Annotated in this window: 21 protein-coding genes; 6 read left to right on the top strand and 15 right to left on the bottom strand. The window is 63.7% G+C overall.

What is annotated here, in order from left to right; genetic code table 11:
- Positions 1–133: 133 nt before the first annotated feature.
- The 5 genes from IC609_RS02210 to IC609_RS02190 all read right to left on the bottom strand — a co-directional run bounded on the left by IC609_RS02210 (position 134) and on the right by IC609_RS02190 (position 6,745).
- Positions 134–1,810, bottom strand: a complete 1,677-nt coding sequence (locus tag IC609_RS02210) for a SulP family inorganic anion transporter (protein ID WP_408610987.1) — start codon at positions 1,808–1,810, stop codon at positions 134–136.
- A gap of 28 nt (positions 1,811–1,838) precedes the next feature.
- Positions 1,839–3,188, bottom strand: coding sequence for a sulfatase family protein (locus IC609_RS02205; protein WP_191817812.1), 1,350 nt, complete (start codon positions 3,186–3,188; stop codon positions 1,839–1,841).
- Positions 3,189–3,196: 8 nt separating this feature from the next.
- A complete protein-coding gene (locus IC609_RS02200; RefSeq protein ID WP_191817811.1) occupies positions 3,197–4,168 on the bottom strand; it encodes a Bug family tripartite tricarboxylate transporter substrate binding protein in 972 nt (323 codons plus the stop codon).
- A 56-nt stretch (positions 4,169–4,224) separates the two neighbouring features.
- Entirely contained in the window at positions 4,225–5,658 is a 1,434-nt protein-coding gene (locus IC609_RS02195; protein WP_191817810.1) for an NAD-dependent succinate-semialdehyde dehydrogenase, read from the bottom strand.
- Positions 5,659–5,785: 127 nt separating this feature from the next.
- Positions 5,786–6,745 (bottom strand): tripartite tricarboxylate transporter substrate-binding protein, encoded by a 960-nt coding sequence (locus tag IC609_RS02190; protein WP_225223959.1) that lies wholly within the window; start codon positions 6,743–6,745, stop codon positions 5,786–5,788.
- A gap of 112 nt (positions 6,746–6,857) precedes the next feature.
- Between IC609_RS02190 and IC609_RS02185 the strand changes: the two genes are divergently transcribed.
- Positions 6,858–7,382 carry a MarR family winged helix-turn-helix transcriptional regulator gene (locus IC609_RS02185; RefSeq protein WP_191817809.1) on the top strand — a complete coding sequence of 175 codons (525 nt, stop codon included), beginning with the start codon at positions 6,858–6,860 and terminating at the stop codon, positions 7,380–7,382.
- Positions 7,379–7,873, top strand: coding sequence for a thermonuclease family protein (locus IC609_RS02180; RefSeq protein ID WP_225223958.1), 495 nt, complete (start codon positions 7,379–7,381; stop codon positions 7,871–7,873). The genes IC609_RS02185 and IC609_RS02180 overlap by 4 nt, the downstream gene beginning before the upstream one ends.
- Positions 7,874–7,889: 16 nt before the next feature.
- Here the strand turns inward: IC609_RS02180 and IC609_RS02175 are convergent, their stop codons facing one another.
- From IC609_RS02175 to gpmA, 3 genes are all read right to left on the bottom strand, one after another.
- Entirely contained in the window at positions 7,890–8,648 is a 759-nt protein-coding gene (locus IC609_RS02175; protein WP_191817808.1) for a HesA/MoeB/ThiF family protein, read from the bottom strand.
- A 5-nt stretch (positions 8,649–8,653) separates the two neighbouring features.
- Complete coding sequence (locus IC609_RS02170; RefSeq protein WP_191817807.1) at positions 8,654–10,102, bottom strand: S41 family peptidase; 1,449 nt, start codon at positions 10,100–10,102, stop codon at positions 8,654–8,656.
- 105 nt (positions 10,103–10,207) lie between these two features.
- Positions 10,208–10,951, bottom strand: a complete 744-nt coding sequence (gpmA, locus tag IC609_RS02165; RefSeq protein ID WP_191817806.1) for a 2,3-diphosphoglycerate-dependent phosphoglycerate mutase — start codon at positions 10,949–10,951, stop codon at positions 10,208–10,210.
- A gap of 111 nt (positions 10,952–11,062) precedes the next feature.
- Between gpmA and IC609_RS02160 the strand changes: the two genes are divergently transcribed.
- From IC609_RS02160 to IC609_RS02145, 4 genes are all read left to right on the top strand, one after another.
- Entirely contained in the window at positions 11,063–11,464 is a 402-nt protein-coding gene (locus tag IC609_RS02160) for a rhodanese-like domain-containing protein (RefSeq protein WP_191818873.1), read from the top strand.
- A 17-nt stretch (positions 11,465–11,481) separates the two neighbouring features.
- The gene (gene grxC, locus IC609_RS02155) at positions 11,482–11,742 is read left to right on the top strand and encodes a glutaredoxin 3 (protein WP_191817805.1); all 261 of its coding nucleotides are present in this window, start codon (positions 11,482–11,484) and stop codon (positions 11,740–11,742) included.
- A 142-nt stretch (positions 11,743–11,884) separates the two neighbouring features.
- A complete protein-coding gene (gene secB / locus IC609_RS02150) occupies positions 11,885–12,361 on the top strand; it encodes a protein-export chaperone SecB (RefSeq protein WP_191817804.1) in 477 nt (158 codons plus the stop codon).
- A gap of 18 nt (positions 12,362–12,379) precedes the next feature.
- Positions 12,380–13,381, top strand: coding sequence for an NAD(P)H-dependent glycerol-3-phosphate dehydrogenase (locus IC609_RS02145; protein ID WP_191817803.1), 1,002 nt, complete (start codon positions 12,380–12,382; stop codon positions 13,379–13,381).
- Between the two features lie 48 nt (positions 13,382–13,429).
- Here the strand turns inward: IC609_RS02145 and panC are convergent, their stop codons facing one another.
- The 7 genes from panC to IC609_RS02110 form a co-directional block, all read right to left on the bottom strand.
- Positions 13,430–14,278: a pantoate--beta-alanine ligase gene (gene panC, locus IC609_RS02140; protein WP_191817802.1), complete on the bottom strand. Its 849-nt coding sequence runs from the start codon at positions 14,276–14,278 to the stop codon at positions 13,430–13,432.
- Positions 14,279–14,303: 25 nt separating this feature from the next.
- Positions 14,304–15,173: a 3-methyl-2-oxobutanoate hydroxymethyltransferase gene (gene panB / locus IC609_RS02135; RefSeq protein ID WP_191817801.1), complete on the bottom strand. Its 870-nt coding sequence runs from the start codon at positions 15,171–15,173 to the stop codon at positions 14,304–14,306.
- Between the two features lie 53 nt (positions 15,174–15,226).
- Positions 15,227–16,084, bottom strand: coding sequence for a segregation and condensation protein A (locus IC609_RS02130; protein WP_191817800.1), 858 nt, complete (start codon positions 16,082–16,084; stop codon positions 15,227–15,229).
- A 40-nt stretch (positions 16,085–16,124) separates the two neighbouring features.
- The gene (locus IC609_RS02125) at positions 16,125–16,328 is read right to left on the bottom strand and encodes a DUF3460 family protein (protein ID WP_191818872.1); all 204 of its coding nucleotides are present in this window, start codon (positions 16,326–16,328) and stop codon (positions 16,125–16,127) included.
- Between the two features lie 65 nt (positions 16,329–16,393).
- The gene (locus IC609_RS02120; RefSeq protein WP_191817799.1) at positions 16,394–18,067 is read right to left on the bottom strand and encodes a SulP family inorganic anion transporter; all 1,674 of its coding nucleotides are present in this window, start codon (positions 18,065–18,067) and stop codon (positions 16,394–16,396) included.
- A 114-nt stretch (positions 18,068–18,181) separates the two neighbouring features.
- A complete protein-coding gene (gene metG / locus IC609_RS02115) occupies positions 18,182–20,248 on the bottom strand; it encodes a methionine--tRNA ligase (RefSeq protein ID WP_191817798.1) in 2,067 nt (688 codons plus the stop codon).
- 91 nt (positions 20,249–20,339) lie between these two features.
- The gene (locus IC609_RS02110; RefSeq protein ID WP_225224043.1) at positions 20,340–21,518 is read right to left on the bottom strand and encodes a patatin-like phospholipase family protein; all 1,179 of its coding nucleotides are present in this window, start codon (positions 21,516–21,518) and stop codon (positions 20,340–20,342) included.
- Positions 21,519–21,590: the final 72 nt, after the last annotated feature.

Below are 21,590 nucleotides of genomic sequence, written 5' to 3'. Positions count from 1 at the left end.
TGCCAAGCCGATGGCGCGGCGTGTCTTGCCATCAGGGGCTGGAGAAGGCAGTCTAGAAAAACACAGCGGATCGCACCGTCTGCTGGACCACACAGCCGTGCGCAGGGTGCGCAAGGGCGAGTGCTGTCAGGCGTCAGATGGACGCAGCACCGATGTCGTCCGGCAGCGGTGCCAGTTGCCTCAGCGCCTGCAAGGCTTCCGCATCGGTGCGGTAGAGTTTGAGTTCAGGTACGTCGGGCAGCTCACCTGCGCGTTGCAGCGCCTTTTCGACGGGCAGTTTGATGCCACTGATGTGCAGCGTGATGCCGCGACTGGCCAGTTGCCGTTGCAGTTGGCCAAAGGTTTCGACGCCTGTGGCATCGATCCGGTTGATGGGTTGCGCGAACAGGCAGACGTGTTGCGTGTCGGGGTGCTGTGCCAGGTGGTCTGTGATGGCGCGTTCAAAGCTGCTGGCTGCTGCAAAGTCGAGTTCGGCGTCCATGCGCAGGGCAAACAGGTGCGGGGCCAGCGGGGGCAGATGCCACAGGTGGCGGTCACGCAAACTGCCGTCGGGGTGCAAGCCCACTTCGATGATGCGGGGGTGCAGCCGGGTGTGCAGAAAGTGGCTCAGGCCCAGCAGCACACCTGCCATGACGCCCCAGTAGATGCGCGGCGCTGTGGCCAGTGTGATGGCAAAAGTCACGGCGGCCGTGGCGGTCTCGACACGGTCAATGCGCCAGAGTTTGAGAAACTGGCGTGGTTGAAACAGATTGAGCACCGCCACGATGACGGCAGCTGCCATGACCGAGCGTGGCACGAATTGCAGTGCGGGCATCAGCACCAGCAGAGCGAGCAGCACAAAGCCCACCGAGGCCACCACCGCCCAGCCTGAACGGGCGCCAGCGTAGAGCATGAGCGCCGAGCGCGAAAAAGAGGTGCTGGTCGGAAAACTGCCGGACAAGGCCGAGGCCAGCTTGGCCAGGCCTTGGCTGAAGAGTTCGGTGCTGTCGTCCCAGCGTTTGCCGTCGCGCTGGCATTCGATGCGCGCGCTCGATGCTGTCTCGAGAAAGCTCACCAGCGCAATCACCATGGCGGGCACCCACAGCTGGTTGAGCACATCCAGCCCTGGCCACTCGGGCCAGTAGAGCGCGGGCAAGCCCGAGGGCAGCAAGCCCACAATGCTGCCGTGTTGCGTGTAGTCACTTGCATAGCCCAGCATCGAGGCGGCTCCCATGACCAGCATGATGCCGGGCCAGCGCGGTTGGTAGTGGCGCAGCAGCAAGAGCACCGCCAGACTGCCCAGACCAAACAGGGCGGGCCAGCCGGTCAGCCAGGTGCCCCAGCTGGACATGTCCCAACGCCAGGCCGGGATGCCCAGCAACGCGGGTACTTGAGAGGCCATGATCAGCAGCGACGCCGCTTGGGTGAAGCCCATCATCACGGGCGAGCTGACCAGGTTGATGAGCCAGCCGTAGTTGCCCAGGCCCAGCAGCAACTGGATACCCCCCGACAGCAAAGACAGCCACACCGCGAGCGACACCCACTGCGTGGAGCCTGGCTCGGCCAGCCCGGTCAGCGATGCGCCGATCAACACGCAAGTCAGTGCAGCCGGGCCCACCGACAGCCTTGAGGCACTGCCAAACAACACCGCCAGCAAAGCGGGCAACAGGCAGGTGTAGAGCCCGGTGACCAAAGGCATGCCCGCCAGGCCTGCGTAGGCCACGGCCTGCGGCACCATGACCAGTGCCACCGTCAGCCCTGCCAGCACTTCGGAGCGTGCCAGCTCAGGAGACAGGCGCGGCCAGTGGCGAAAGGTCAAAAAGCGTTGCATAGGCATGCGTGGTCCAAGGTGTAGCAGATCAGCGCTGCGGCATGTCTTTGACCGAGTAGCCCAGGCTGATGGTGGCGTCTTCGGGAATGGCGGGCACCGTGGCGTCCCAGGCCTCCCAGGCGGCACGCAGGCTTTGCAGCTTCTCGGGCTGGTGCTTGGCCAGGTTGGCGCGTTCGCGTTCGTCGGCCGGGATGTTGAACAAATAATCGTTGCCGTCCACCCGCAGGTACTTGTAGTCGCCCATGCGCAGAGCGCGCTGGCCCCGGTGGTTCATGCGCCAGTACAGCGGTCGCTCGAATTGGTGCTTCGCGTCGCGTAGCACGGGGGCGAGCGACACACCGTCAAACGGGTGCTTGGCATCGGCCTGCGCGCCTGCCAACTCGACCATGGTGGCTGACCAGTCCATGGTCATGCAGTGTTGCGTGGATGTGCCGCCGGGCGCGATGACGGCAGGCCAGTGCGCGATCCACGGCACACGGATGCCGCCTTCGGTCAGGTCCATCTTGCCGCCCACCAGCGGCCAGTTGTCGCTGAAGCGTTCGCCGCCGTTGTCGCTGGTGAAGACGATCAGGGTGTTGTCGAGTTGACCGTTTTTCTTGAGCGTGTCCACCACCCAGCCAATGCCCTCGTCCATGTGGTGGATCATGCGGTGGTAGGTGTGGATGTTGCCGCCGTGCAGGTGGAACAGGTTGTCCTTGACCTCCTGAGCCAATGCGTGGTCTTCGCGCGTTTCCCAGGGCCAGTGCGGCGCGGTGTAGTGCAGGCTCAAGAAGAAGGGCGTGCCCTGCGCCGCGCCAGGCGCCATGCGGTTCACAAAGTCCACCGCCTTGTGCGAGATCAGATCGGTCAGGTAACCGTCTTCGTGCTTTTCTTCTTCGTTGGTGTAGAGGTCGTGCGTGCCGTTGTTGCTGGCGTGGGTGAAGTAGTCCACGCCGCCTGACATGGGGCCAAAGAATTCTTCATAACCCGATTGGATGGGGCTGAAATGCGGCGGGTAGCCCAGGTGCCATTTGCCGATCAAGGCCGTGCGGTAGCCGCTGGCCTTGAGCAAGGACGGCAGTGTGGGGTGCTCAGGGGGCAGGCCCAGCACTTTGCTGCCCTTGCTTTTGCTGTTGATGGGCTCATCGGCCCCGCCGCGCAGACGGTACTGGTAGCGCGCGGTCATGAGCGCAAAGCGGGTGGGCGAGCACACGGGCGAGTTGGAATAACCTTGTGTGAACTTGAGACCCGCAGCAGCGAGTTGGTCGAGCACGGGCGAGACCTTGCCGAACTGCGCGTCGCGACCGCCGTAGCAGCCGAGGTCGGCAAAGCCGAGGTCATCGGCCACAATGAAAATGATGTTGGGGCGATGTGCTTCTTGGTGTGCGGTGCTGTTCATGGCGAAGCTCATTCGACTTTCATGCCTGTGGCTTTGATGGTGCGGCCATAGCGCTGCGACAGATCGGCCAGGCGCTTGGCCGCATCGGCCCCCGTCAGGCCCTCGTAGAACAGGTCCATGTTGACCAGCTGGGCTTGTGTGTCGGGGCGCTTCAAGGCATCGGTGAAGGCTTTTTGCAGCAACTGCACCACGGGCTCGGGCGTGGCGGCCGGGACCATGGCGACGTAGAGCACTTCGAGCTCCAGGTCTTTGAGACCCGCTTCGGCCACGGTGGGCACCTCAGGCGCAGAGCGTGAGCGTTGGCGGCTGGTCACCGCCAGCGGCGTGATCTTGCCCGCCTTCACATGGGGCAGCATGCCCGGCGTGGCCAGCACGCCTGCATCCACCTCGCCCGCCAGCACGGCGGTCACGGCCGGGGTGTTGCCCTTGTAGGGGATGTGCTGGATCTTGATGTCTGCGGCGTCCATGAAAATCTCGGCCGCTAGGTGGCCAGGGCTGCCGCTGCCGCCGCTGCTGAAGTTCAGGCCTTTGCCTTTGCCTTGGGCGATCAGGTCTTTGACCGTCTTGAAGCCGGTGCTCGGGTGCGCGCCCACCAGCAGGCCCGATGAAGCCATGACCATGATGGGTTTGAAATCGCTGGGCTTGAAGGGCATGCCTTTGTAAATGTGCGGGTTCACGGTGAACGCCGTGTCGATGCCGAACAGCACGGTGTAGCCGTCGGCCGGGCTTTTGGCCACCATGTCTGCGCCGATGTTGCCGCCCGCACCGGGTTTGTTTTCTGTGATCACCGCTTGCTTGAAGCTGGTGGTGATGGCTTCGCCCACCGTGCGCGCCAGAAAATCCGACGGCCCGCCTGCAGGGAAGTTGTTGATGAAACGGATGGGCTTGCTGGGGTAGCTTTGGGCCCAGCCGGGTACCGCCGCCAGAGAGGCGACGCCAAGCAGCAGGGCACAGGCCAAGGGGCGAAGGCGTTGACGCATGGTGAGGTTCGGATAAAAAAGCGCCCTCTGCCGCAACAGCGCAGAGGGCATTGGGTTCACAGGTTGATGATGGACACCGACTTGGTGGCCAGGTAGGCCTCCAGGGCCTCGGGTCCGCCTTCGGAGCCGTAGCCGGAGTCCTTGACACCACCGAAGGGCATTTCAGGCCAGGCCATGGCGGGCTGGTTGATCCACAGCAGACCGACTTGCAGCTCCTGGCTGAGCAGGTGTGCGTTTTTCAGCGAGCGGGTGAAGCCATAACCGGCCAGACCGTAGGGCAGGCGGTTGGCTTCGGCAATCGCGTCTTCGAGGCGGCTGAAGCTGCGCACGGCGGCCATGGGGCCAAAAGGCTCCTGGTTCACCACGTTGGCGTCGAGCGGCACGTGCGTGAGCACTGTGGGCGCAAAGAAATGGCCTTGTGTGCCGATGCGCTCGCCGCCTGCGGCGATCTTGGCGCCTTTGGCCACGGCGTCCTGGGTCAGTTGCTGCATGGCGTCCAGGCGGCGGTCGTTGGCCAGTGGGCCCATCTGCATGCCCGCTTGCAGGCCGTCGCCCACTTTGAGCCCTTTGGCGTAGGCCGCAAAGGCCTCGACGAAGGCGTCCTGGATCGACTCGTGCACCAAAAAGCGGGTGGGCGAAATGCACACCTGGCCCGCGTTGCGGAATTTGGCCGCACCTGCGGCCTTGACGGCCAGTGCCACATCGGCGTCTTCGCACACGATGACCGGGGCGTGACCGCCCAGCTCCATCGTCACGCGCTTCATGTGCTGGCCAGCCAGCGCGGCGAGCTGCTTGCCCACGGGTGTCGAGCCTGTGAAGGTGATCTTGCGGATGATCGGGTGCGGGATCAGGTATTCGGAAATTTGCGACGGTGTGCCGTACACCAGACCGATCACGCCCGCAGGCACGCCCGCATCCACAAAGGCCTGCACCAGTGCAGCAGGGGCCGCCGGGGTTTCTTCGGGGGCCTTGACGATGATCGAGCAGCCTGTGGCCAGCGCTGCCGAGATCTTGCGCACGGCCTGGTTGATCGGGAAGTTCCAGGGCGTGAACGCAGCCACCGGGCCCACAGGCTCCTTGAGCACCATCTGCTGGCCTGCCAGGTTGCGGGCGGGCACGATGCGGCCGTACACACGGCGACCTTCTTCGGCGAACCATTCGATGATGTCGGCCGAGGCCATGGCCTCGCCCTTGGCTTCGGCCAGGGGTTTGCCTTGTTCGAGCGTCAGCACCTGGCCGATGGCTTCGGCGCGTTCGCGCATGAGGGCGCCCGCACGGCGCATGATGGTGGCACGCTCGGCGGCGGGCATCTTGCGCCACAGATCAAAGCCGCGCTGGGCGGCATCGAGCGCACGGTCCAGATCGGCAATGCCCGCATGGGCCAGGCGCCCGATCTCCAGACCTGTGGCCGGGTTGAACACGGGCAGGGTACGGCCATCGGCGGCGTCGCACCATTGACCGTCAATGAACAGTTGGGTGTTGGGGTACATCGTTCAGGCTTTCCATCAAAGTAAAAGACGGGTTCATGTTAATTCCTGCGGGGCGGCCCGTCGGTCCCGCAGTTGCCAGCCCTTGACTGCTGCAAATGCTGCCGCCAGGGCTTCCACCAGGCGTGGCTCAGTCGAGCTGCACGCCTGTAGCCTTGATGGGTTTTTCCCAGCGGGCCAGATCGGCTTTTTGCGCCGCCGCCAGGTCGGCCGAGTTCGAGCCGATCGGCTCCAGGCCCAGCTTGACCATCTTGTCCTTGATGGCCGGGTCGCGGGCCAGTTTCATCATGGCCTTTTCGAGTCGGGCGAGGGCCTCGCCCTTGAGGCCTGCGGGGCCGTACATGGCAAACCAGGCGGTGGCTTCCATGTTGACGCCCGACTCCTTGAGCGTGGGCACGTCGGGCACCTGCGGGTCGCGTTGGCTGCCGGTCACGGCGATGATGCGGGCCTTGCCTGTGCGGTGGAACTCGGCGGTCTCAGACACCACATCGAACTTGTAGCCAATGTGGCCGCCCAGCAGCGCGTTGTTGGCGGGAGCGCCACCCTGGAAGGGCACATGGTTGAGGCTGATGCCTGCAGACTGCTCCATCAGCACGCCCATGAAGTGGGGCAGGGTGCCTGCGCCGGGTGTGCCATAGCTGGCGTTGGCCGGGTCGCTCTTGGCTTTGGCAACCATCTCGGCCACGTTTTTGACGTTGGTCGCCGGGCCGGACACCACGCCGAACTGGAAACGGGCAATTTGCGAGACGGGTGTGAAGTCTTTGACCGCGTCGTAGTCGAGCTTTTTGTAGACGTGCGGGAACAGCACCATCGGTCCACTGGGCAGAACGATCACGGTCTGTCCATCGGGCTTGGCCACTTTGACCATGTTCAGCGCAATGCGCCCGCCTGCGCCGGGTTTGTTGTCCACCACCACCGGGTTGAAGTCATCGCGCAGGGCGTCGGCCACGATGCGTGCGATCACGTCGGCCGATCCGCCGGGCGGAAAGCCCACCAGGATCTTCAGCGGTGGCTTGTCCTGGGCCTGCGCGTTGAGCGCTGCGAGGGCCAGCAAAGCGGCGGTCAAGGTGCGTCGGGTCAGGGTCATCATGGCGGGTGGTTCCAGGGGTTGAGTGGGGCACGGGCCAGACGGCCTGCAAGCCTCACAATGTAGGGCAAGTCCGATTGATTGATCTAATCAACCATCCTCCCTGAAAACCCTGATGTCTTTGTCTCCATCCCAACGTCTGGCCAGCGTGGACGATTTGCTGCTCTACCGCATGGGCCGTTTGTCCTCGACGGCGGGCGCCATGGTGGTGCGCTTGTGTGAAGGTGGCTATGGCGTGACCCGGCGCGAGTGGGGCGTGATTGCCAAACTCCATGGCCAGGCTGGCTTGCTGCCTTCGGAGCTGGCCGAACAAATGCACCGCGACCGGGCCCGCACATCGCGCACCGTGACGGCTTTGCTCGGCAAGGGGCTGATCGAGCGGGTGACTTTGCCCAACGACCGCCGCAGTGTGCGCATCAGCCTGTCGGCCTCGGGGCAGCGTTTGTACGAGGCGCTGATGCCGCAGGTGCAGGCCATCAATGGCCAGATTTTGAGTGCCCTGAGTTCTGAAGAAGCGGCGCAATTCGATGGCCTGCTCGACCGTTTGCAGGCGCAGGTCCAGGTGTTGCAGGACCAGCTGCACCCGGTGCTGCCCAAGACCCATCGGCATCGGGGGCGCAGCATGCCCGACAAGCCATGAAGCGGCGGACGTGGATCGCGCTGCTGTGTGCCTGCGCCTTGGCCACTCAGGCCTGTGCCGAAGTCCATTCCGGCTGGGTCAGCTGGGTGATGGACGGCGACACCTTGCTGGTGGTGCTGGACGACCAGCACGAGCCGGTCAAGGTGCGCGTCAAGGACATCGATGCGCCCGAGAGCTGTCAGCCCGGAGGCGAGGCGGCGCGCGAGGCGATGATCTCACTGGCCTTGCGTCAGCGCGTTGAAGTCGATCTGGTGGCCGAAGACGTTTATGGCCGCCAGGTGGCCCGCGTCATGCGGGGTGAGCTGGATCTGGGTGCCGAGATGGTGCGTACGGGCATGGCCTGGGCCTACCGCTTCAAGACGGGCAAAGGCCCTTATGCACGTTGGCAGCGGCAGGCGCAGCAGCAGCGCATCGGTTTGTTTGCGGCCAAGGAAACCGCGATGTCACCGCCCGTGTTCCGGCAGTTCCATGGCAGCTGCCACGGCGGTTGATAACAGGCTGTTGGGTTCAGGCTGAGCGGTGCGCGGCGCACACTGGGCAGTCGGCGTTGCGGCCAATGCGGATGTCGGTCCAAGACAACTCGCGCCCATCGAGCATCAAGAGGCGGCCAGCCATGTGGCTGCCCATGCCGCTGAGAATTTTGAGCGCCTCAGCCGCTTGCACAGTGCCAATGATGCCCACCAGGGGAGCAAACACGCCCATGGTGGCGCAGCGGGTTTCTTCTGGGGCCGTGTCTGGCGGGAACACACAGGCGTAGCAAGGCGCGTCGGGCCGGGTGCTGTCAAACACCGAGACCTGACCGTCCATGCGGATGGCCGCGCCCGACACCAGCGGCTTGCGGTGCTGCACGCAGGCCAGGTTCACGGCCTGACGGGTTTCAAAGTTGTCGCAGCAGTCGATCACCACATCGGCCTGGGGCACCAGCTTGTCCAGCAGCGCCGCGTCTGCGCGTTGCGCGATGCAGTGCACCTGCGGGTCGGGGTTGATCTGTGCAATGGCGGTGCGGGCCGACTCGGCCTTGGGCTGGCCTACACGGTCCAGCGTGTGGGCGATCTGGCGCTGCAGGTTGGTGGCGTCCACCGTATCGTGGTCGACCAGGGTGATGCGGCCCACACCTGCGCTGCCCAGGTACAGGGCCACGGGTGAGCCCAAGCCACCCGCGCCAATGACCAGCGCGTGCGATGCGAGCAGTTTTTCCTGGCCTTCGATGCCCAGCTCATTGAGGAGGATGTGCCGCGAGTAACGCAGCAGCTGGGCGTCTTCCATGGGCTTCAGTCTTCTTTCTTCTCGACCTTGCGCTCAGCCAGCGTGGTGCTGGCCTTGACCGGCAAACCCTTGAGCTGGTTGAGGGCTTGCTGCAGCTGGAAGTCCTTGTCAGAGCCGAATTCGGGCAGTCGGCGCTCGGACAGGGGCTTCTTGGATTCCTCTTCGAGCTTTTTGAGCGCCTCTTCGCGGGCCTTCTCGCGCTCAGGGTCTTTTTTCTCCGCTTCCTTGCCGTTGGACAGGTGCTTTTCCAGATCCGCTTCGCGGGTGCGCAAGGCTGCGAAGACGTTGCCGTTCTCGGTTTCGTCGAGCATGACGTCAGGCACGATGCCTTTGGCCTGGATGCTGCGGCCGTTGGGTGTGTAGTAACGCGCGGTGGTGATTTTCAGCGCTGTCTCGGGGCCCAGCTGGCGCACGGTCTGCACCGAGCCTTTGCCGAAAGTCTGGTTGCCCATGAGGGTGGCGCGTTTGTGGTCCTGCAGGGCACCGGCCACGATCTCGCTGGCCGAGGCCGAGCCTTCGTTGACCAGCACAATCAAAGGCACTTTCTTGAGAATGCCGTTCGTGGCCTGGGTCAGCTTGGCGATCGGGTCGTTACTAGGGCTGCGGCGCCAGAATTGGGGGGAGGCCTTGTAGACAAACTTGCTCTCTTCGAGCTGGCCGTTGGTGGACACCACAGCCACGTTCTCGGGCAGGAAAGCCGCAGACAAAGCCACGGCCGCGTCCAGCAGGCCGCCCGGGTCGTTGCGCAGGTCCAGCACCAGGCCTTTGAGGGTCTTTTCCTGCTGCACCATCTCTTCGAGTTTCTTGGCAAAGTCTTCGACCGTGCGTTCCTGGAACTGGGTCACACGGATCCAGCCATAGCCGGGCTCGACCACTTTGGCCTTGACCGACTGGGTCTTGATTTCTTCGCGGATGATGGTGACCGGGAAGGTGCGGCTCTCGTCCTTGCGGAAAACGGTCAGCACCACTTTGGTCTTGGGTTCGCCGCGCATGCGCTTGACCGCTTCGTTCAGGCTCAGGCCCTTGACGGCGGTGTCATCGATCTTGGTGATCAGGTCGTTGGTCTTGAGCCCTGCGCGGTCAGCGGGCGAGCCCTCGATGGGCGAGACGATCTTGATCAGTCCATCTTCCTGGCTGATCTCGATGCCGACACCGACGAACTTGCCGGATGTGCCTTCGGAAAATTCCTTGAAGCTCTTTTTGTCAAAGTACTGTGAGTGCGGATCCAGACTGGAGACCATGCCGGAGATGGCTTCGGTGATCAGCTTTTTCTCGTCCACGGGCTCGACATAGTCGCTCTTGACCATGCTGAAGACCGCAGCCAGTTGCTGCAGCTCTTCGAGCGGCAGTGGGGCCATGTTGCCGCGCGCCACGGTTTGCAGCGAAACGGTGGTCAGTGCGCCCGCCAGGGCCCCTGCGCCAACCCAGCCGATGATCTTCATTTGTTGTCTCATGTAGTCAGAAATTCTCTTTTTGCCAAGGCGACCCAATATACACCGAGCGTCATTGTGAAAACGCCGCCTCGGGCAAACCCTTGGCGGCGTGTGGTTGTGTTCCTGTCAGGCCTTGCCCTGGCTGGCCACCGCGGCAGCAGCAGCAGCGGCTGCCGCAGCATCGCCCAGGTAATAGTGGCGGATCGGCTTGAGGTTGTCGTCCAGCTCGTACACCAGCGGGATCCCGTTGGGGATGTTCAGGCCGACGATGTCCTGGTCGGAGATGTTGTCCAGGTACTTGATCAGGGCGCGGATGGAGTTGCCGTGTGCCGCGATCAGCACGCGCTTGCCCGCCTTGATGCTGGGGGCAATGCTGTCGTTCCAGGCGGGCAGCACGCGGGCCACGGTGTCCTTGAGGCATTCGGTTAAAGGCACGGCGCTGGGGTCCACATGGGCGTAGCGGCGATCTTGCCGCTCGCAGCGGGGGTCGGTCGCTTCCAGGGCGGGTGGTGGGGTGTCGTAGCTGCGGCGCCAGACCAGCACCTGCTCATCGCCGTATTGCTTGGCCATATCGGCTTTGTTCAGGCCTTGCAGGCCGCCGTAGTGGCGTTCGTTGAGGCGGTAGTCCTTGACCACGGGCAGCCAGGTGCGGTCCATTTCGTCCAGCGTCAGCCACAAGGTGCGGATGGCGCGCTTGAGCACGGAGGTGTAGCACAGGTCAAAGTCCCAGCCCTCGGCCTTGAGCAGCTTGCCGGCCGACATGGCCTGGCTCACACCAGTGGGGGTCAGGTCGACGTCGGTCCAGCCGGTGAAGCGGTTTTCGAGGTTCCAGGTGGATTCGCCGTGGCGGATCAGGACAAGTTTGTACATGGCAAGGTCTTCTGAGAGCGGGTCAATACGGGATCAAGGCCCGCATTTTAGAATTGAGGCATGGCGGTCCGCTGACGGATCGGTTTTTTTATTGAAATAAAGGTGGGTTCCGTGAATTTCTTGCTCGACAACTGGATGTTGGTGTCCGTGGCTCTGGCCTCTGGCCTGGCTTTGCTGTGGCCCGTGCTGACGCAGGGCAATGGCCTGAGCCTGGCGCAGGCCGTGATGCTGATGAACCGCGACAAGGCTGTGGTGGTGGACGTGAGCGAGCCCGATGAATTTGCCCGTGGTTACGTTCTGGGGGCCAAAAACGTGCCGCTGGCCCAGTTGGAGGCTCAGCTGCCCCAGGTGGCTAAAAACAAGTCGGCCCCGCTGATTCTGGTGTGCCAGAGCGGCGTGCGCTCGGCCCGTGCCACTGCCGTGGCCCGCAAACTCGGCTACGAAAACGCCCAAAGCCTGTCGGGCGGCATGAAAGCCTGGCAAGCCGCCAGCCTGCCCGTCCTCACCGCCTGACCGCTGCAAGGAAACCCATGACACCCGTCAAGATGTACACCACCGCTGTTTGCCCCTACTGTGTGCGTGCCAAGCAGATCCTCAAAGCCAAGGGCGTTGATCAGATCGAAGAAATCCGCATCGACACCTCGCCCGAGCAGCGTGACCACATGATGCAGATCACCGGACGCCGCACCGTGCCGCAGATCTTCATTGGCGACACCCATGTGGGCGGCTGTGACGACCTGATGGCGCTGGACGCCAAAGGCGGCCTGGTGCCGCTGCTGCAAGCCCAGTGAAGCGCGCCTCGGCCTTCGGGTTTCCTCAGGGGCGGGCGCGCGACCGTTGCCTCGGAAACCCCTGAAACATCGCCGATAATTCCCCCGTTGACACCTGCGGGCAGTCCATCCCGGACTGCCCGCGTTTTTTCAAGAAATCACCATGTCCGATACCCCCAACACGCCAGAAATCAACGCCACCGAAGCCCTGGCCCCCGTATTCCAGATCCAGCGCGTCTACCTCAAGGAGGCGTCTCTGGAGCAACCCAATTCCCCCGCCATCCTGCTCGAACAACAGCAGCCCAGTGTGGACATCCAACTGGGCGTGGAAAGCCTGCCTGTGGCCGAAGGCGTGTTCGAAGTGAGCGTGACCGCCACCGTGCACACCAAGATCGGTGACAAGACCGTGTTCCTGGCCGAGTGCAAGCAAGGCGGCATTTTTGAAGTGCGCAACATCCCCGAAGACCAGATGGGCGCTCTGATTGGCATCGCTTGCCCGCAGATCATTTACCCCTACCTGCGTGGCAACGTGGCCGACCTGATCACCCGTGGTGGCTTCCCGCCCGTGCACTTGGCCGAAATCAACTTCCAGGCCATGTTCGAGCAGCAGCAAGCCCAGGCTGCCGCCACCCAGCAGTAAACACCGCTCGCGCCCGGCATGCAGATCACCGTCATAGGTGCAGGGGCCTGGGGCACGGCGCTGGCCATTGCCGCCAGCCGCCAGCCTCATGCTCACCGGGTGGTTTTGCATGCGCGTGACGCGGCTCAGGCCCAGGCCATGCAGCAGATGCGCCGCAACGAGCGCTACCTGCCCGGCATCGATCTGCCTGCGGCTCTGACCATCACGTCAGGCCCGCTGGACGCATTGCTGCCCTCCGCCCGGGCCGAAGACCTGTTCATCATCGCCACCCCCATGGCGGGCCTGCGCAGCACTTTGCAGGCGCTGCAGGGTGTGCCCGCGTCGGTGGCCTGGCTGTGCAAAGGTTTTGAAGCCGGTACAGGCCTGATGCCGCACGAAGTCCAGGCCCAGGTGGCCCCGCAGCTGCACGCGGGCGCCTTGAATGGCCCGAGCTTCGCCCAGGAAGTGGCCCGCACCCAACCCACCGCGCTGGTGGCGGCCAGCCCGCACGCCTCGGTGCGCGAGGCACTCGTCCAGGCATTCCATGGCTCGGCCCTACGCGTTTATGCCAACGACGACATCGTGGGCGTGGAAGTGGGCGGCGCCGTCAAGAACGTGTTGGCCATTGCCACAGGCCTGTGCGATGGCCTCGACTTGGGCCTGAACGCCCGCGCCGCCCTGATCACCCGGGGTCTGGCCGAAATGACCCGCCTGGGTGTGGCGCTGGGCGCCAAGGCCGAGACCTTCATGGGTTTGTCGGGTCTGGGCGATCTGGTGCTCACGGCCACCGGCGACTTGAGCCGCAACCGCCAAGTGGGCCTGCTGCTGGCCAAAGGCCTGAGCCTGGAGCAAGCTGTGACCTCGCTCGGCCATGTGGCCGAAGGCGTGTACAGCGCCCGCACCGTGCACCAGCGCGCAAGCCAATTGGGCGTGGACATGCCCATCACCGAAGCGGTGGTGGCCCTGCTCGACGGTCGTCTCAAGGCGTTTGATGCCGTGCAGGTGCTGATGGGGCGCGGGCCCCGGGGCGAGGCAGTTTAAACCTGCTTTGTCTGCCCGGCTTGGCCTGGCTCCGCCCAGGTGGTGGACTCAGATTTCGAAGTTGTCGATCAAGCGGGTAGAGCCCAGCTTGGCTGCGCCCAACACCACCAGGGCATCACCCGCTTGCGGGGCTTGCAGGTCGTGGCGGCGGCGCACCGTGAGGTAGTCGGGTTGCCAGCCGCGCTGGCGCAGGTGGTCCATGGCTTTGGCTTCAAGGGCGGGCAGGTGGGTGGCCAGCGCGTCGGCAGCGGCCAGGGCGTCGCGGCCCAACGCACGCAGTGCCAGTGACAGTTGCAGTGCTTCGGCGCGTTCGTTTTCGCTCAGGTAGCCGTTGCGTGAGCTCAGTGCCAAGCCGTCTTCGGCACGGCAGGTGTCCACCCCCACCACGGTGATGGGCAGCGCGAACTGGCGCACCATCTGGCGGATCACCATGAGTTGCTGGTAGTCCTTTTTGCCAAACACGGCCACGCCCTGGGCCTTGCCCGCGAACACGCTCATGAACAGCTTCATGACCACGGTGGACACGCCCGTGAAAAAGCCGGGTCGAAATTCGCCTTCCAGGATGTTGCCCAGCGCCGGGTCGGCATGCACCTTGACGGTCTGGGCTTCGGGGTAGAGGTCGGTCTCGCGCGGGGCAAAGACCACGTCGCAGCCTGCGGCTTCGAGTTTGGCACAGTCAACCTCCCAGGTGCGGGGGTAGCTGTCAAAGTCCTCATGGGGCAGGAACTGCAGGCGGTTCACAAAGATGCTGACCACAGTGCAGTCGCCCTGGGGCTTGGCCAGTTCGACCAGCTTGATGTGGCCTGCGTGCAGGTTGCCCATGGTGGGCACAAAGGCGGGGCGCTGCGATGCGCTCAGGGCCTGGCGGAGTTCGTCGATGGAGCGGGCAATGATCATGGGAAATTTGGAGTGGATGCACGCCTCACCAGGCGTGCAAGGTGTTGTCGGGGAAGCTGCCGTCCTTGACGGCGCGGACATAAGCGCCCATGGCGTCCAGCACACTGCTTTGGCCCGTCATGAAGTTGCGTACGAATTTGGGGTTCTTGCCCAGGTTGATGCCCAGCATGTCGTGCATCACCAGCACCTGGCCTGCGGTGCCCTTGCCCGCGCCAATGCCGATGGTGTGGCAGCGCGGCAGGGCTTCGGTCAGCTCCGCCGACAGGGCAGCGGGCACCATCTCCAGCACCAGCATGGCGGCACCTGCGTCCTGCAGGGCCAGCGCGTCCTGGCGCAGCTTGGCGGCCGAGTCGCCACGGCCTTGCACCCGGTAGCCGCCCAGGGCATGCACGGTTTGTGGGGTCAGGCCCAGGTGGGCGCAGACGGGGATGCCGCGCTCGACCAGAAAGCGCACGGTCTCGGTGGTCCAGCCGCCGCCTTCGAGCTTGACCATGTGCGCGCCAGCCTGCATCAACACGGTGGCGCTGCGCAGGGCCTGCTCGCGCGACTCGTGGTAGCTGCCAAAGGGCAGGTCGCCAATGATCCAGGTGGTGCCTTGCACGCGCTGCACGCCGCGCACCACGCTTTCGACGTGGTAGCGCATGGTCTCCAGACTCACGCCCACGGTGCTGGGCAGGCCCTGACAGACCATGCCCAGGGAGTCGCCCACCAGGATGCAGTCGACACCTGCGGCGTCGGCCACGGCGGCAAAGGTGGCGTCGTAAGCGGTGAGCATGGAGATTTTTTCGCCGCGCTCGCGCATGTCCTGCAGGCGCGGCAGGCTGATGGGTTTGCGGGCTGCCACAGGCGATGCAGGGGGCAGGGTGCCGTAGGGCGTGGCGTTGGAAGTGTTCATGACAAGCGGATGGGCCTCGGGGAGCCCGATTCTGTCAGCAGATCGGAAGGGTTTCAGTTGGGCGTGAAAGCCAACCGGACATAGATAGGGGCAAAGGCCTCGGCCTGTGTGATCTCGATCAGGGTTTCCTTGGCCAGCTCCAGCAGGGCGATGAAGGTCACCACCAGCACGGGCGTGCCGCGGCTGGGGTCGAACAGGTGCTCGAACTCGACGAACTTGCGGCCCTGCAGAGTGCGCAACACGATGCTCATGTGCTCGCGCACGCTGAGCTCTTCCCGGCTGATCTTGTGGTGCTGCACCAGCTGCGCCCGCTTGAGGATGTCGCGCCAGGCCGCTTGCAGCTCGTCCAGGCTGACGTCGGGAAAGCGCGGCTGCAGGCTTTGCTCGATGTAGACCTGGGCCTTGAGGAAGTCACGACCAAACTGCGGGATTTCAGCCAGTTGCATCGAGGCCAGCTTCATCTGCTCGTACTCGAGCAGACGGCGTACCAGTTCGGCACGCGGGTCTTCGGCCTCTTCGCCCTCGGCCACTTTCTTGGGTGGCAGCAGCATGCGCGACTTGATCTCGATCAGCATCGCGGCCATGAGCAGGTATTCGGCCGCCAGCTCCAGGTTGTGCTCGCGGATTTCGTCCACGTAGCTCAGGTACTGGCGGGTCACCCCGGCCATCGGGATGTCGAGGATGTTGAAGTTCTGCTTGCGGATCAGGTAGAGCAGCAAGTCGAGCGGGCCTTCGAAGGCCTCCAGAAACACCTCCAGTGCATCCGGCGGGATGTACAGGTCGGAGGGCATCGAGAACAGCGGCTCGCCGTACAGGCGCGCCAGCGCGACCTGGTCCACCACCTGGGGCATGGATGCGGGTGCGCTGTCCAGCGGCTGGGGCAGCTCGGTCGGTTCGGCCGATGTGCTCATGGGTGGGGGCCGTTCAAACGGGGCTCAGATGCTGAAAAACTCAGGCCTGGGTCTGGTAAACGTAGGGTTTTTGGGCCACGCGGGCGGCCTTGAATTCCTGTTGGTCGTTGCGATTGACTTGCTTGTCCCACAGCAGGGCGCGGCCTTCGCGTTGCTGGGCTTCAAGTTCGGGGCGCTGGCCCTTGAGCGCGTCGATGAATTCGGTGGCGTCAGAGCGGTAGTCGGGGCGGCGGAAGATGGACAACATGGTCGGCTCGAATCTTTGAAAAACCGTGTCCGCAAGAAGTTTGGACACGCAGTATGGGTATTTTACCGGGCCAGGCTGGCCCCCAGGCTGTTGGCGCGGGCGATGCCTGCGCTCAGATCGGGTTCGAGCTTGCCTTCGAGGTGATCCAGCAAGCCAGTGCGCAGGGCGATGTCCATGGGCTGGTGCATCAGCCCGCACACGATCAGTTGAATCTGCCGTTTGTGGCAAGTGTGGATCAGGTTCATCAAGGCGTCTGCGCCCGACGAGTCGACATAGATGACGTTTTTGAGGTCGATGACCAGCACGGGGGTGCTGAGCTTGTCTTCGATTTCTTCGATCAGCTTGACCGCACCAAAAAACAGGGCCCCATACAGGCGCCAGGCTTGCACCGTGTCTTCTTGCCCCGCCAGACCGGGGTGATCCAGCCGATTGACGGCTTCACTGCGGCTCAGGCTGGAGATGCGGTAGATGAAGGTCAGGCACGCGGCCACCAGGCCGACCTGCACCGCCACCGTGAGGTCGAACACCACGGTGAGGAAAAACACCGCCAGCAGCGTCAGCCGGTAGGGCAGGCGGTACTGCCGCAGGTGCATGAATTCGCGCCACTCGCCCATGTTCCAGGCCACAAACAGCAAGATGGCGGCCAGCGCAGACAACGGCACATAGGACGCCAGTGGCGCAGCCACCAGCACGATGAACAGCAGCGTGAGCGCGTGCACCATGCCCGCGATCGGGCTGCTGCCGCCGCTTTTGATGTTGGTCATGGTGCGGGCGATGGTGCCTGTGGCGGGCATGCCGCCAAAAAACGGTGTGATGAAGTTGGCCACGCCCTGCGCCATCAGTTCCTGGTTGGGGTTGTGCCGGTCGTCGATCAGGCCGTCGGCAATGCGGGCGCACAGCAGAGACTCGATGGCGCCCAGCAACGTCAGCGTCAGGGTGGGCATGAACAGGAAGCGGGCGCTGCTCCAGCTGAACTCGGGCCACTGCAAGGTGGGCAGGTGCGCGGGGATGCCGCCGAACTTGCTGCCAATCGTCTCCACGGGCAGCGAGAGGCTGACGCAGGCCAGCGTGGCAAACAGCAGTGCGATGATGGAGCCGGGCACGGCGCTGATGCCCTTGTAGCGGGTGTTTTCGAGGCGTCGGCCCAGACGCATCCAGCCGATCAACAGCGACAGCGAGCCCAGCGCCACCAGCACCGAGGGCAGATCGGCCGTGTGCAGGTGTTGCCCCAAGGTGTTCAGGATGCCGAAAAAGTCGGCAGGCATGGACGGGACTTTGAGTCCCAGAAAATCCTTGATCTGCGAGAGCATGATCAGCACCGCGATGCCGTTGGTGAAACCAATCACCACCGACACCGGGATGAAGCGCACCAGCGTGCCCAGCCGGAACAGGCCCATCAGGAACAGCAGCACGCCCGACATGGCCGTGGCCAGGATCAGGTTGGCCAGGCCATAGTGTTCCAGGATGCCGTAGACGATCACGATGAACGCCCCGGCGGGGCCACCAATCTGCACCCGGCTGCCACCCAGCGCTGAGATCAGAAAGCCCGCGATGATGGCGGTGAACAGGCCGGATTCGGGCTTGAGCCCGGAGGCGATGGCAAAGGCCATGGCCAGCGGCAGAGCGACGATGCCCACGGTGATGCCCGCGCCGATGTCCTTGGCCAATTGCTGGCGGCTGTAACCAGGCAGGGCGTCCAGCAGTTTGGGGCGAAACAGGTTCAGGTCGAACTTCATGACCCGAACAGTATGCCGCAGCCACCCTACAGCCAACTGAACGACCCCTGCGCCAATGAATCAGGGGCAAATCAATTGGGGTCAGATCCCCATTGATTTCGCTCGTTGGGGGTGTCAGTGGATGCGCATGCCCGGCTTGGCACCCGGCCAGGGGTGCAGCACGTAGATGCCCGGCTCGGCTTTTTCGTCAGCGTGGCTGGCGGCCAGCACCATGCCTTCGGAGACGCCGAACTTCATCTTGCGCGGGGCCAGGTTGGCCACCATCACCGTCAGCTGGCCCACCAGGTCTTCGGGCTTGTACATGCTGGCGATGCCACTGAAGACATTGCGGGTGCGGCCCTCGCCCACGTCCAGCGTCAGGCGCAAGAGCTTGGTCGAGCCTTCCACGGCCTCGCAGTTGACGATCTGGGCGATGCGCAGATCGATCTTGGCAAAGTCGTCGATGGCGATGACCGGGGCGATCTCTTCGCCACCGGGCAGGACTTTCTCGGGCTCGGGCGCGGCAGGCGGCTCGAACAGGGCGTCGAGCTGCTTGACGTCCACGCGCTGCATGAGGTGCTGGTAAGCGTTGATGGCGTGGCCCGCCCCCAGCAGGCTTTGCGCCTGGGCAAAGGTGAAGGGGGCCACGTTCAGGAAGGCCTCGACCTGGGCCGCCAGGGCGGGCAGCACGGGCTTGAGCTGCAGGCTCAGCAGACGGAAGGCTTCGATGCACACCGTGCACACGTCGTGCAGGCGGGCGTCCTGGCCCTCTTGCTTGGCCAGTTCCCAGGGCTTGTTCTGGTCCACATAGGCGTTGACCTTGTCGGCCAACAGCATGATGTCGCGCAGGGCCTTGCCGTATTCGCGTTCCTCGTAGCTGGCCGTGATGCCGGGCGTGGCCGCCTGCAGCGCAGCCAGCAGGGCCTGGCCGTCGGCCGTGATGGCGCCCAGCTGGCCCTCAAAGCGCTTGGCGATGAAGCCCGCCGAACGCGAAGCGATGTTCACGAACTTGCCGATCAGGTCGCTGTTGACACGCGCCATGAAGTCTTCGGCGTTGAAGTCGATGTCCTCGTTGCGGCCCGACAGCTTGGCGGCCAGGTAGTAACGCAGCCATTCGGGGTTCATGCCCAGGCTCAGGTACTTGAGCGGGTCCAGGCCCGTGCCCCGGCTCTTGCTCATTTTTTCGCCGTTGTTCACCGTCAAAAAGCCGTGCACGTTCACCTTGTTGGGTGTCTTGCGGCCACTGAAATGCAGCATGGCGGGCCAGAACAGGGTGTGGAAGGTGACAATGTCCTTGCCGATGAAGTGGATCTGCTCCAGGTCCGGGTTGGCCATGTAGGCCTCGTAGTCTTCGCCACGCTGGTCCAGCAGGTTTTTGAGCGAGGCCAGGTAGCCCACAGGGGCGTCCAGCCAGACGTAAAAGTACTTGCCCGGGGCATCGGGGATCTCGATGCCGAAGTAGGGCGCATCACGCGAGATGTCCCAGTCGCCCAGGCCATCGCTGGTGCTGCCATCGGGGTTGGTGCGCACGCTGAACCATTCTTTGACCTTGTTGGCCACTTCGGGCTGCAGCTTGCCGTCCTGGGTCCATTGGGTCAGGAATTCCACGCAGCGCGGGTCGGACAGCTTGAAGAAAAAGTGCTCCGAGCTCTTGAGTTCGGGTTTTGCGCCTGAGAGGGCTGAAAACGGGTTGATCAGGTCGGTGGGGGCGTAGACTGCGCCGCACACCTCGCAGTTGTCGCCGTACTGGTCCTGCGCATGGCACTTGGGGCACTCGCCCTTGATGAAGCGGTCGGGCAGGAACATGTTCTTTTCGGGGTCGAAGAACTGCTCGATGGTGCGTGACTCGATGAGCCCGGTTTTTTTCAGGTCCAGGTAGATCTGGCGGGCCAGGGCGTGGTTTTCGGAGGCGTCGGTGCTGTGCCAGTTGTCGAACTGGATGTGAAAGCCGTCCAGGTAGGGCTTGCGCCCGGCGGCGATGTCGGCCACGAACTGCTGGGGTGTCTTACCCGCTTTTTCGGCGGCGATCATGATTGGCGCGCCGTGCGTGTCGTCCGCGCCCACAAAGTTGACCTGGCTGCCTTGCATGCGCTGGAACCGCACCCAGATGTCGGCCTGGATGTACTCCATGATGTGGCCGATGTGGAAGTTGCCGTTGGCGTAGGGCAGGGCGGTGGTGACGAAGAGTTGGCGCTTGGACATGTCGGAAGTGGCTGAAAGCCCAGAAAGCAAGCTGGCGATTTTAGACGCTAGGCTCTTTGGCTCAGAAAGGCCCTGCACTGTTCCATGGCCTTCAGGGTGGGGTGGTCCAGCCGAAAAACCGGTGGATGTCCTCACGTTGGGCCAGTGCATCGGCTTCGCCCAGCGCCATCAGTTCACGGGTGTAGGCGGCTTCAAACAGCAGGTAACTGACCAGGGCACTGCCCTGACCTTGAAACGAGGCGGGGCTGGCGCCCAAGGTGCGCAGCAGACTTTTGACTGTCTGAGGCAAGGCTTCGGCGTGTTTGGCCGCGATGGCATCGAGCCGCTGCGATGGTGCGATCAGCAGCAAATCCACGGGCCGCAAATGCGTACTCTGGCGTTTTTCTTCCGGGATGAGTTGCAAGGTTTGGTTGATGCGCTGCATGCGCTCGACATCGACCGCCAGCGAGTCCAGAAAAATGCTGGACAGGGCATGGCCCGCGATGTGGGCCAGGGACGGGTAAGCGGGCTCTTCATCGATCCTTTGCTTGGGCTCCAGCATGCGACCAGCACCCACCACCAAAATTTTGCTGGCCCCCAGGTGGATCGCAGGCGAAATGGGTGCGGTTTGCCGCATGGAGCCATCCCCAAAAAAAGCACTGCCCTGAGGGCCGTCCAGCCGCATCGCTGGAAAGATGAAGGGAATCGCTGAACTGGCCAGCAAGTGCGCGTGTGTCAGGCGCCCATGCTGGGACAGCCGCTGGTTCCTGACCCAGGGCGTCACGGCATGGCAGCTGTCGTAAAAAGTCACATGCTCGCCTGTGCTGTAGCTGGAAGCCGTGATGGCCAAGGCCTGAAGGTGGCCCTGCTCCAGCAGGGTGGGCAACCGTTTCAGGTCCAGACGCTCTTGCAGCAGCGTGCTCAATGGGGTGTTGTCCAGCAAGGACTTGGGTCGAAACCGTTTCTGTGTGATCAGCCAGCCCAGAGAGAGCAGAGAAACCCACCGCGCCCCTGAACGGATCATGCCCAAGACATCGGAGCGGTAGACTTGTTCGACCTCGAAATCCCGCCAAACCGCGACCAGTTCCTCGATGGCGTCATCAAAATGGTCTGCATGGCATGCCAAAAAAGCGGCATTGATGGCCCCGGCCGATGTGCCCGAGATCACGGGGAAAGGATTGCCCTGTGCAGCGCCGGCTTCGCGCCGCATGCGGGCGATGGTCGCCAGCACACCCACCTGGTAGGCCGCGCGTGCGCCGCCCCCGGAAAGTATCAAACCTGTTGAATTCATCATTTTTGTGATGCTAGAGGGGTTTCAACCTCGCGGAATCAGGGGACACCCGTGCTTGGTTAGACTCAGGCA

Source organism: Limnohabitans radicicola, assembly GCF_014837235.1.
GTDB lineage: Bacteria > Pseudomonadota > Gammaproteobacteria > Burkholderiales > Burkholderiaceae_C > Limnohabitans_A > Limnohabitans_A radicicola.
This window is presented reverse-complemented; position numbering and strand designations above follow the sequence as displayed.

Bases quoted from the DNA above. Each gene is read 5' to 3' on its own strand.
- secB (WP_191817804.1), top strand. From the start codon at position 11,885: ATGTCCGATACCCCCAACACGCCAGAAATCAACGCCACCGAAGCCCTG.
- gpmA (WP_191817806.1), bottom strand. From the start codon at position 10,951: ATGTACAAACTTGTCCTGATCCGCCACGGCGAATCCACCTGGAACCTC.
- IC609_RS02130 (WP_191817800.1), bottom strand. From the start codon at position 16,084: ATGAGCACATCGGCCGAACCGACCGAGCTGCCCCAGCCGCTGGACAGC.
- IC609_RS02170 (WP_191817807.1), bottom strand. From the start codon at position 10,102: ATGAGACAACAAATGAAGATCATCGGCTGGGTTGGCGCAGGGGCCCTG.
- IC609_RS02185 (WP_191817809.1), top strand. From the start codon at position 6,858: ATGTCTTTGTCTCCATCCCAACGTCTGGCCAGCGTGGACGATTTGCTG.
- IC609_RS02110 (WP_225224043.1), bottom strand. From the start codon at position 21,518: ATGAATTCAACAGGTTTGATACTTTCCGGGGGCGGCGCACGCGCGGCC.
- IC609_RS02205 (WP_191817812.1), bottom strand. From the start codon at position 3,188: ATGAACAGCACCGCACACCAAGAAGCACATCGCCCCAACATCATTTTC.
- grxC (WP_191817805.1), top strand. From the start codon at position 11,482: ATGACACCCGTCAAGATGTACACCACCGCTGTTTGCCCCTACTGTGTG.
- IC609_RS02210 (WP_408610987.1), bottom strand. From the start codon at position 1,810: ATGCAACGCTTTTTGACCTTTCGCCACTGGCCGCGCCTGTCTCCTGAG.
- panB (WP_191817801.1), bottom strand. From the start codon at position 15,173: ATGAACACTTCCAACGCCACGCCCTACGGCACCCTGCCCCCTGCATCG.
- metG (WP_191817798.1), bottom strand. From the start codon at position 20,248: ATGTCCAAGCGCCAACTCTTCGTCACCACCGCCCTGCCCTACGCCAAC.
- IC609_RS02145 (WP_191817803.1), top strand. From the start codon at position 12,380: ATGCAGATCACCGTCATAGGTGCAGGGGCCTGGGGCACGGCGCTGGCC.
- IC609_RS02195 (WP_191817810.1), bottom strand. From the start codon at position 5,658: ATGTACCCCAACACCCAACTGTTCATTGACGGTCAATGGTGCGACGCC.
- IC609_RS02175 (WP_191817808.1), bottom strand. From the start codon at position 8,648: ATGGAAGACGCCCAGCTGCTGCGTTACTCGCGGCACATCCTCCTCAAT.
- IC609_RS02200 (WP_191817811.1), bottom strand. From the start codon at position 4,168: ATGCGTCAACGCCTTCGCCCCTTGGCCTGTGCCCTGCTGCTTGGCGTC.
- IC609_RS02190 (WP_225223959.1), bottom strand. From the start codon at position 6,745: ATGATGACCCTGACCCGACGCACCTTGACCGCCGCTTTGCTGGCCCTC.
- IC609_RS02120 (WP_191817799.1), bottom strand. From the start codon at position 18,067: ATGAAGTTCGACCTGAACCTGTTTCGCCCCAAACTGCTGGACGCCCTG.
- panC (WP_191817802.1), bottom strand. From the start codon at position 14,278: ATGATCATTGCCCGCTCCATCGACGAACTCCGCCAGGCCCTGAGCGCA.
- IC609_RS02180 (WP_225223958.1), top strand. From the start codon at position 7,379: ATGAAGCGGCGGACGTGGATCGCGCTGCTGTGTGCCTGCGCCTTGGCC.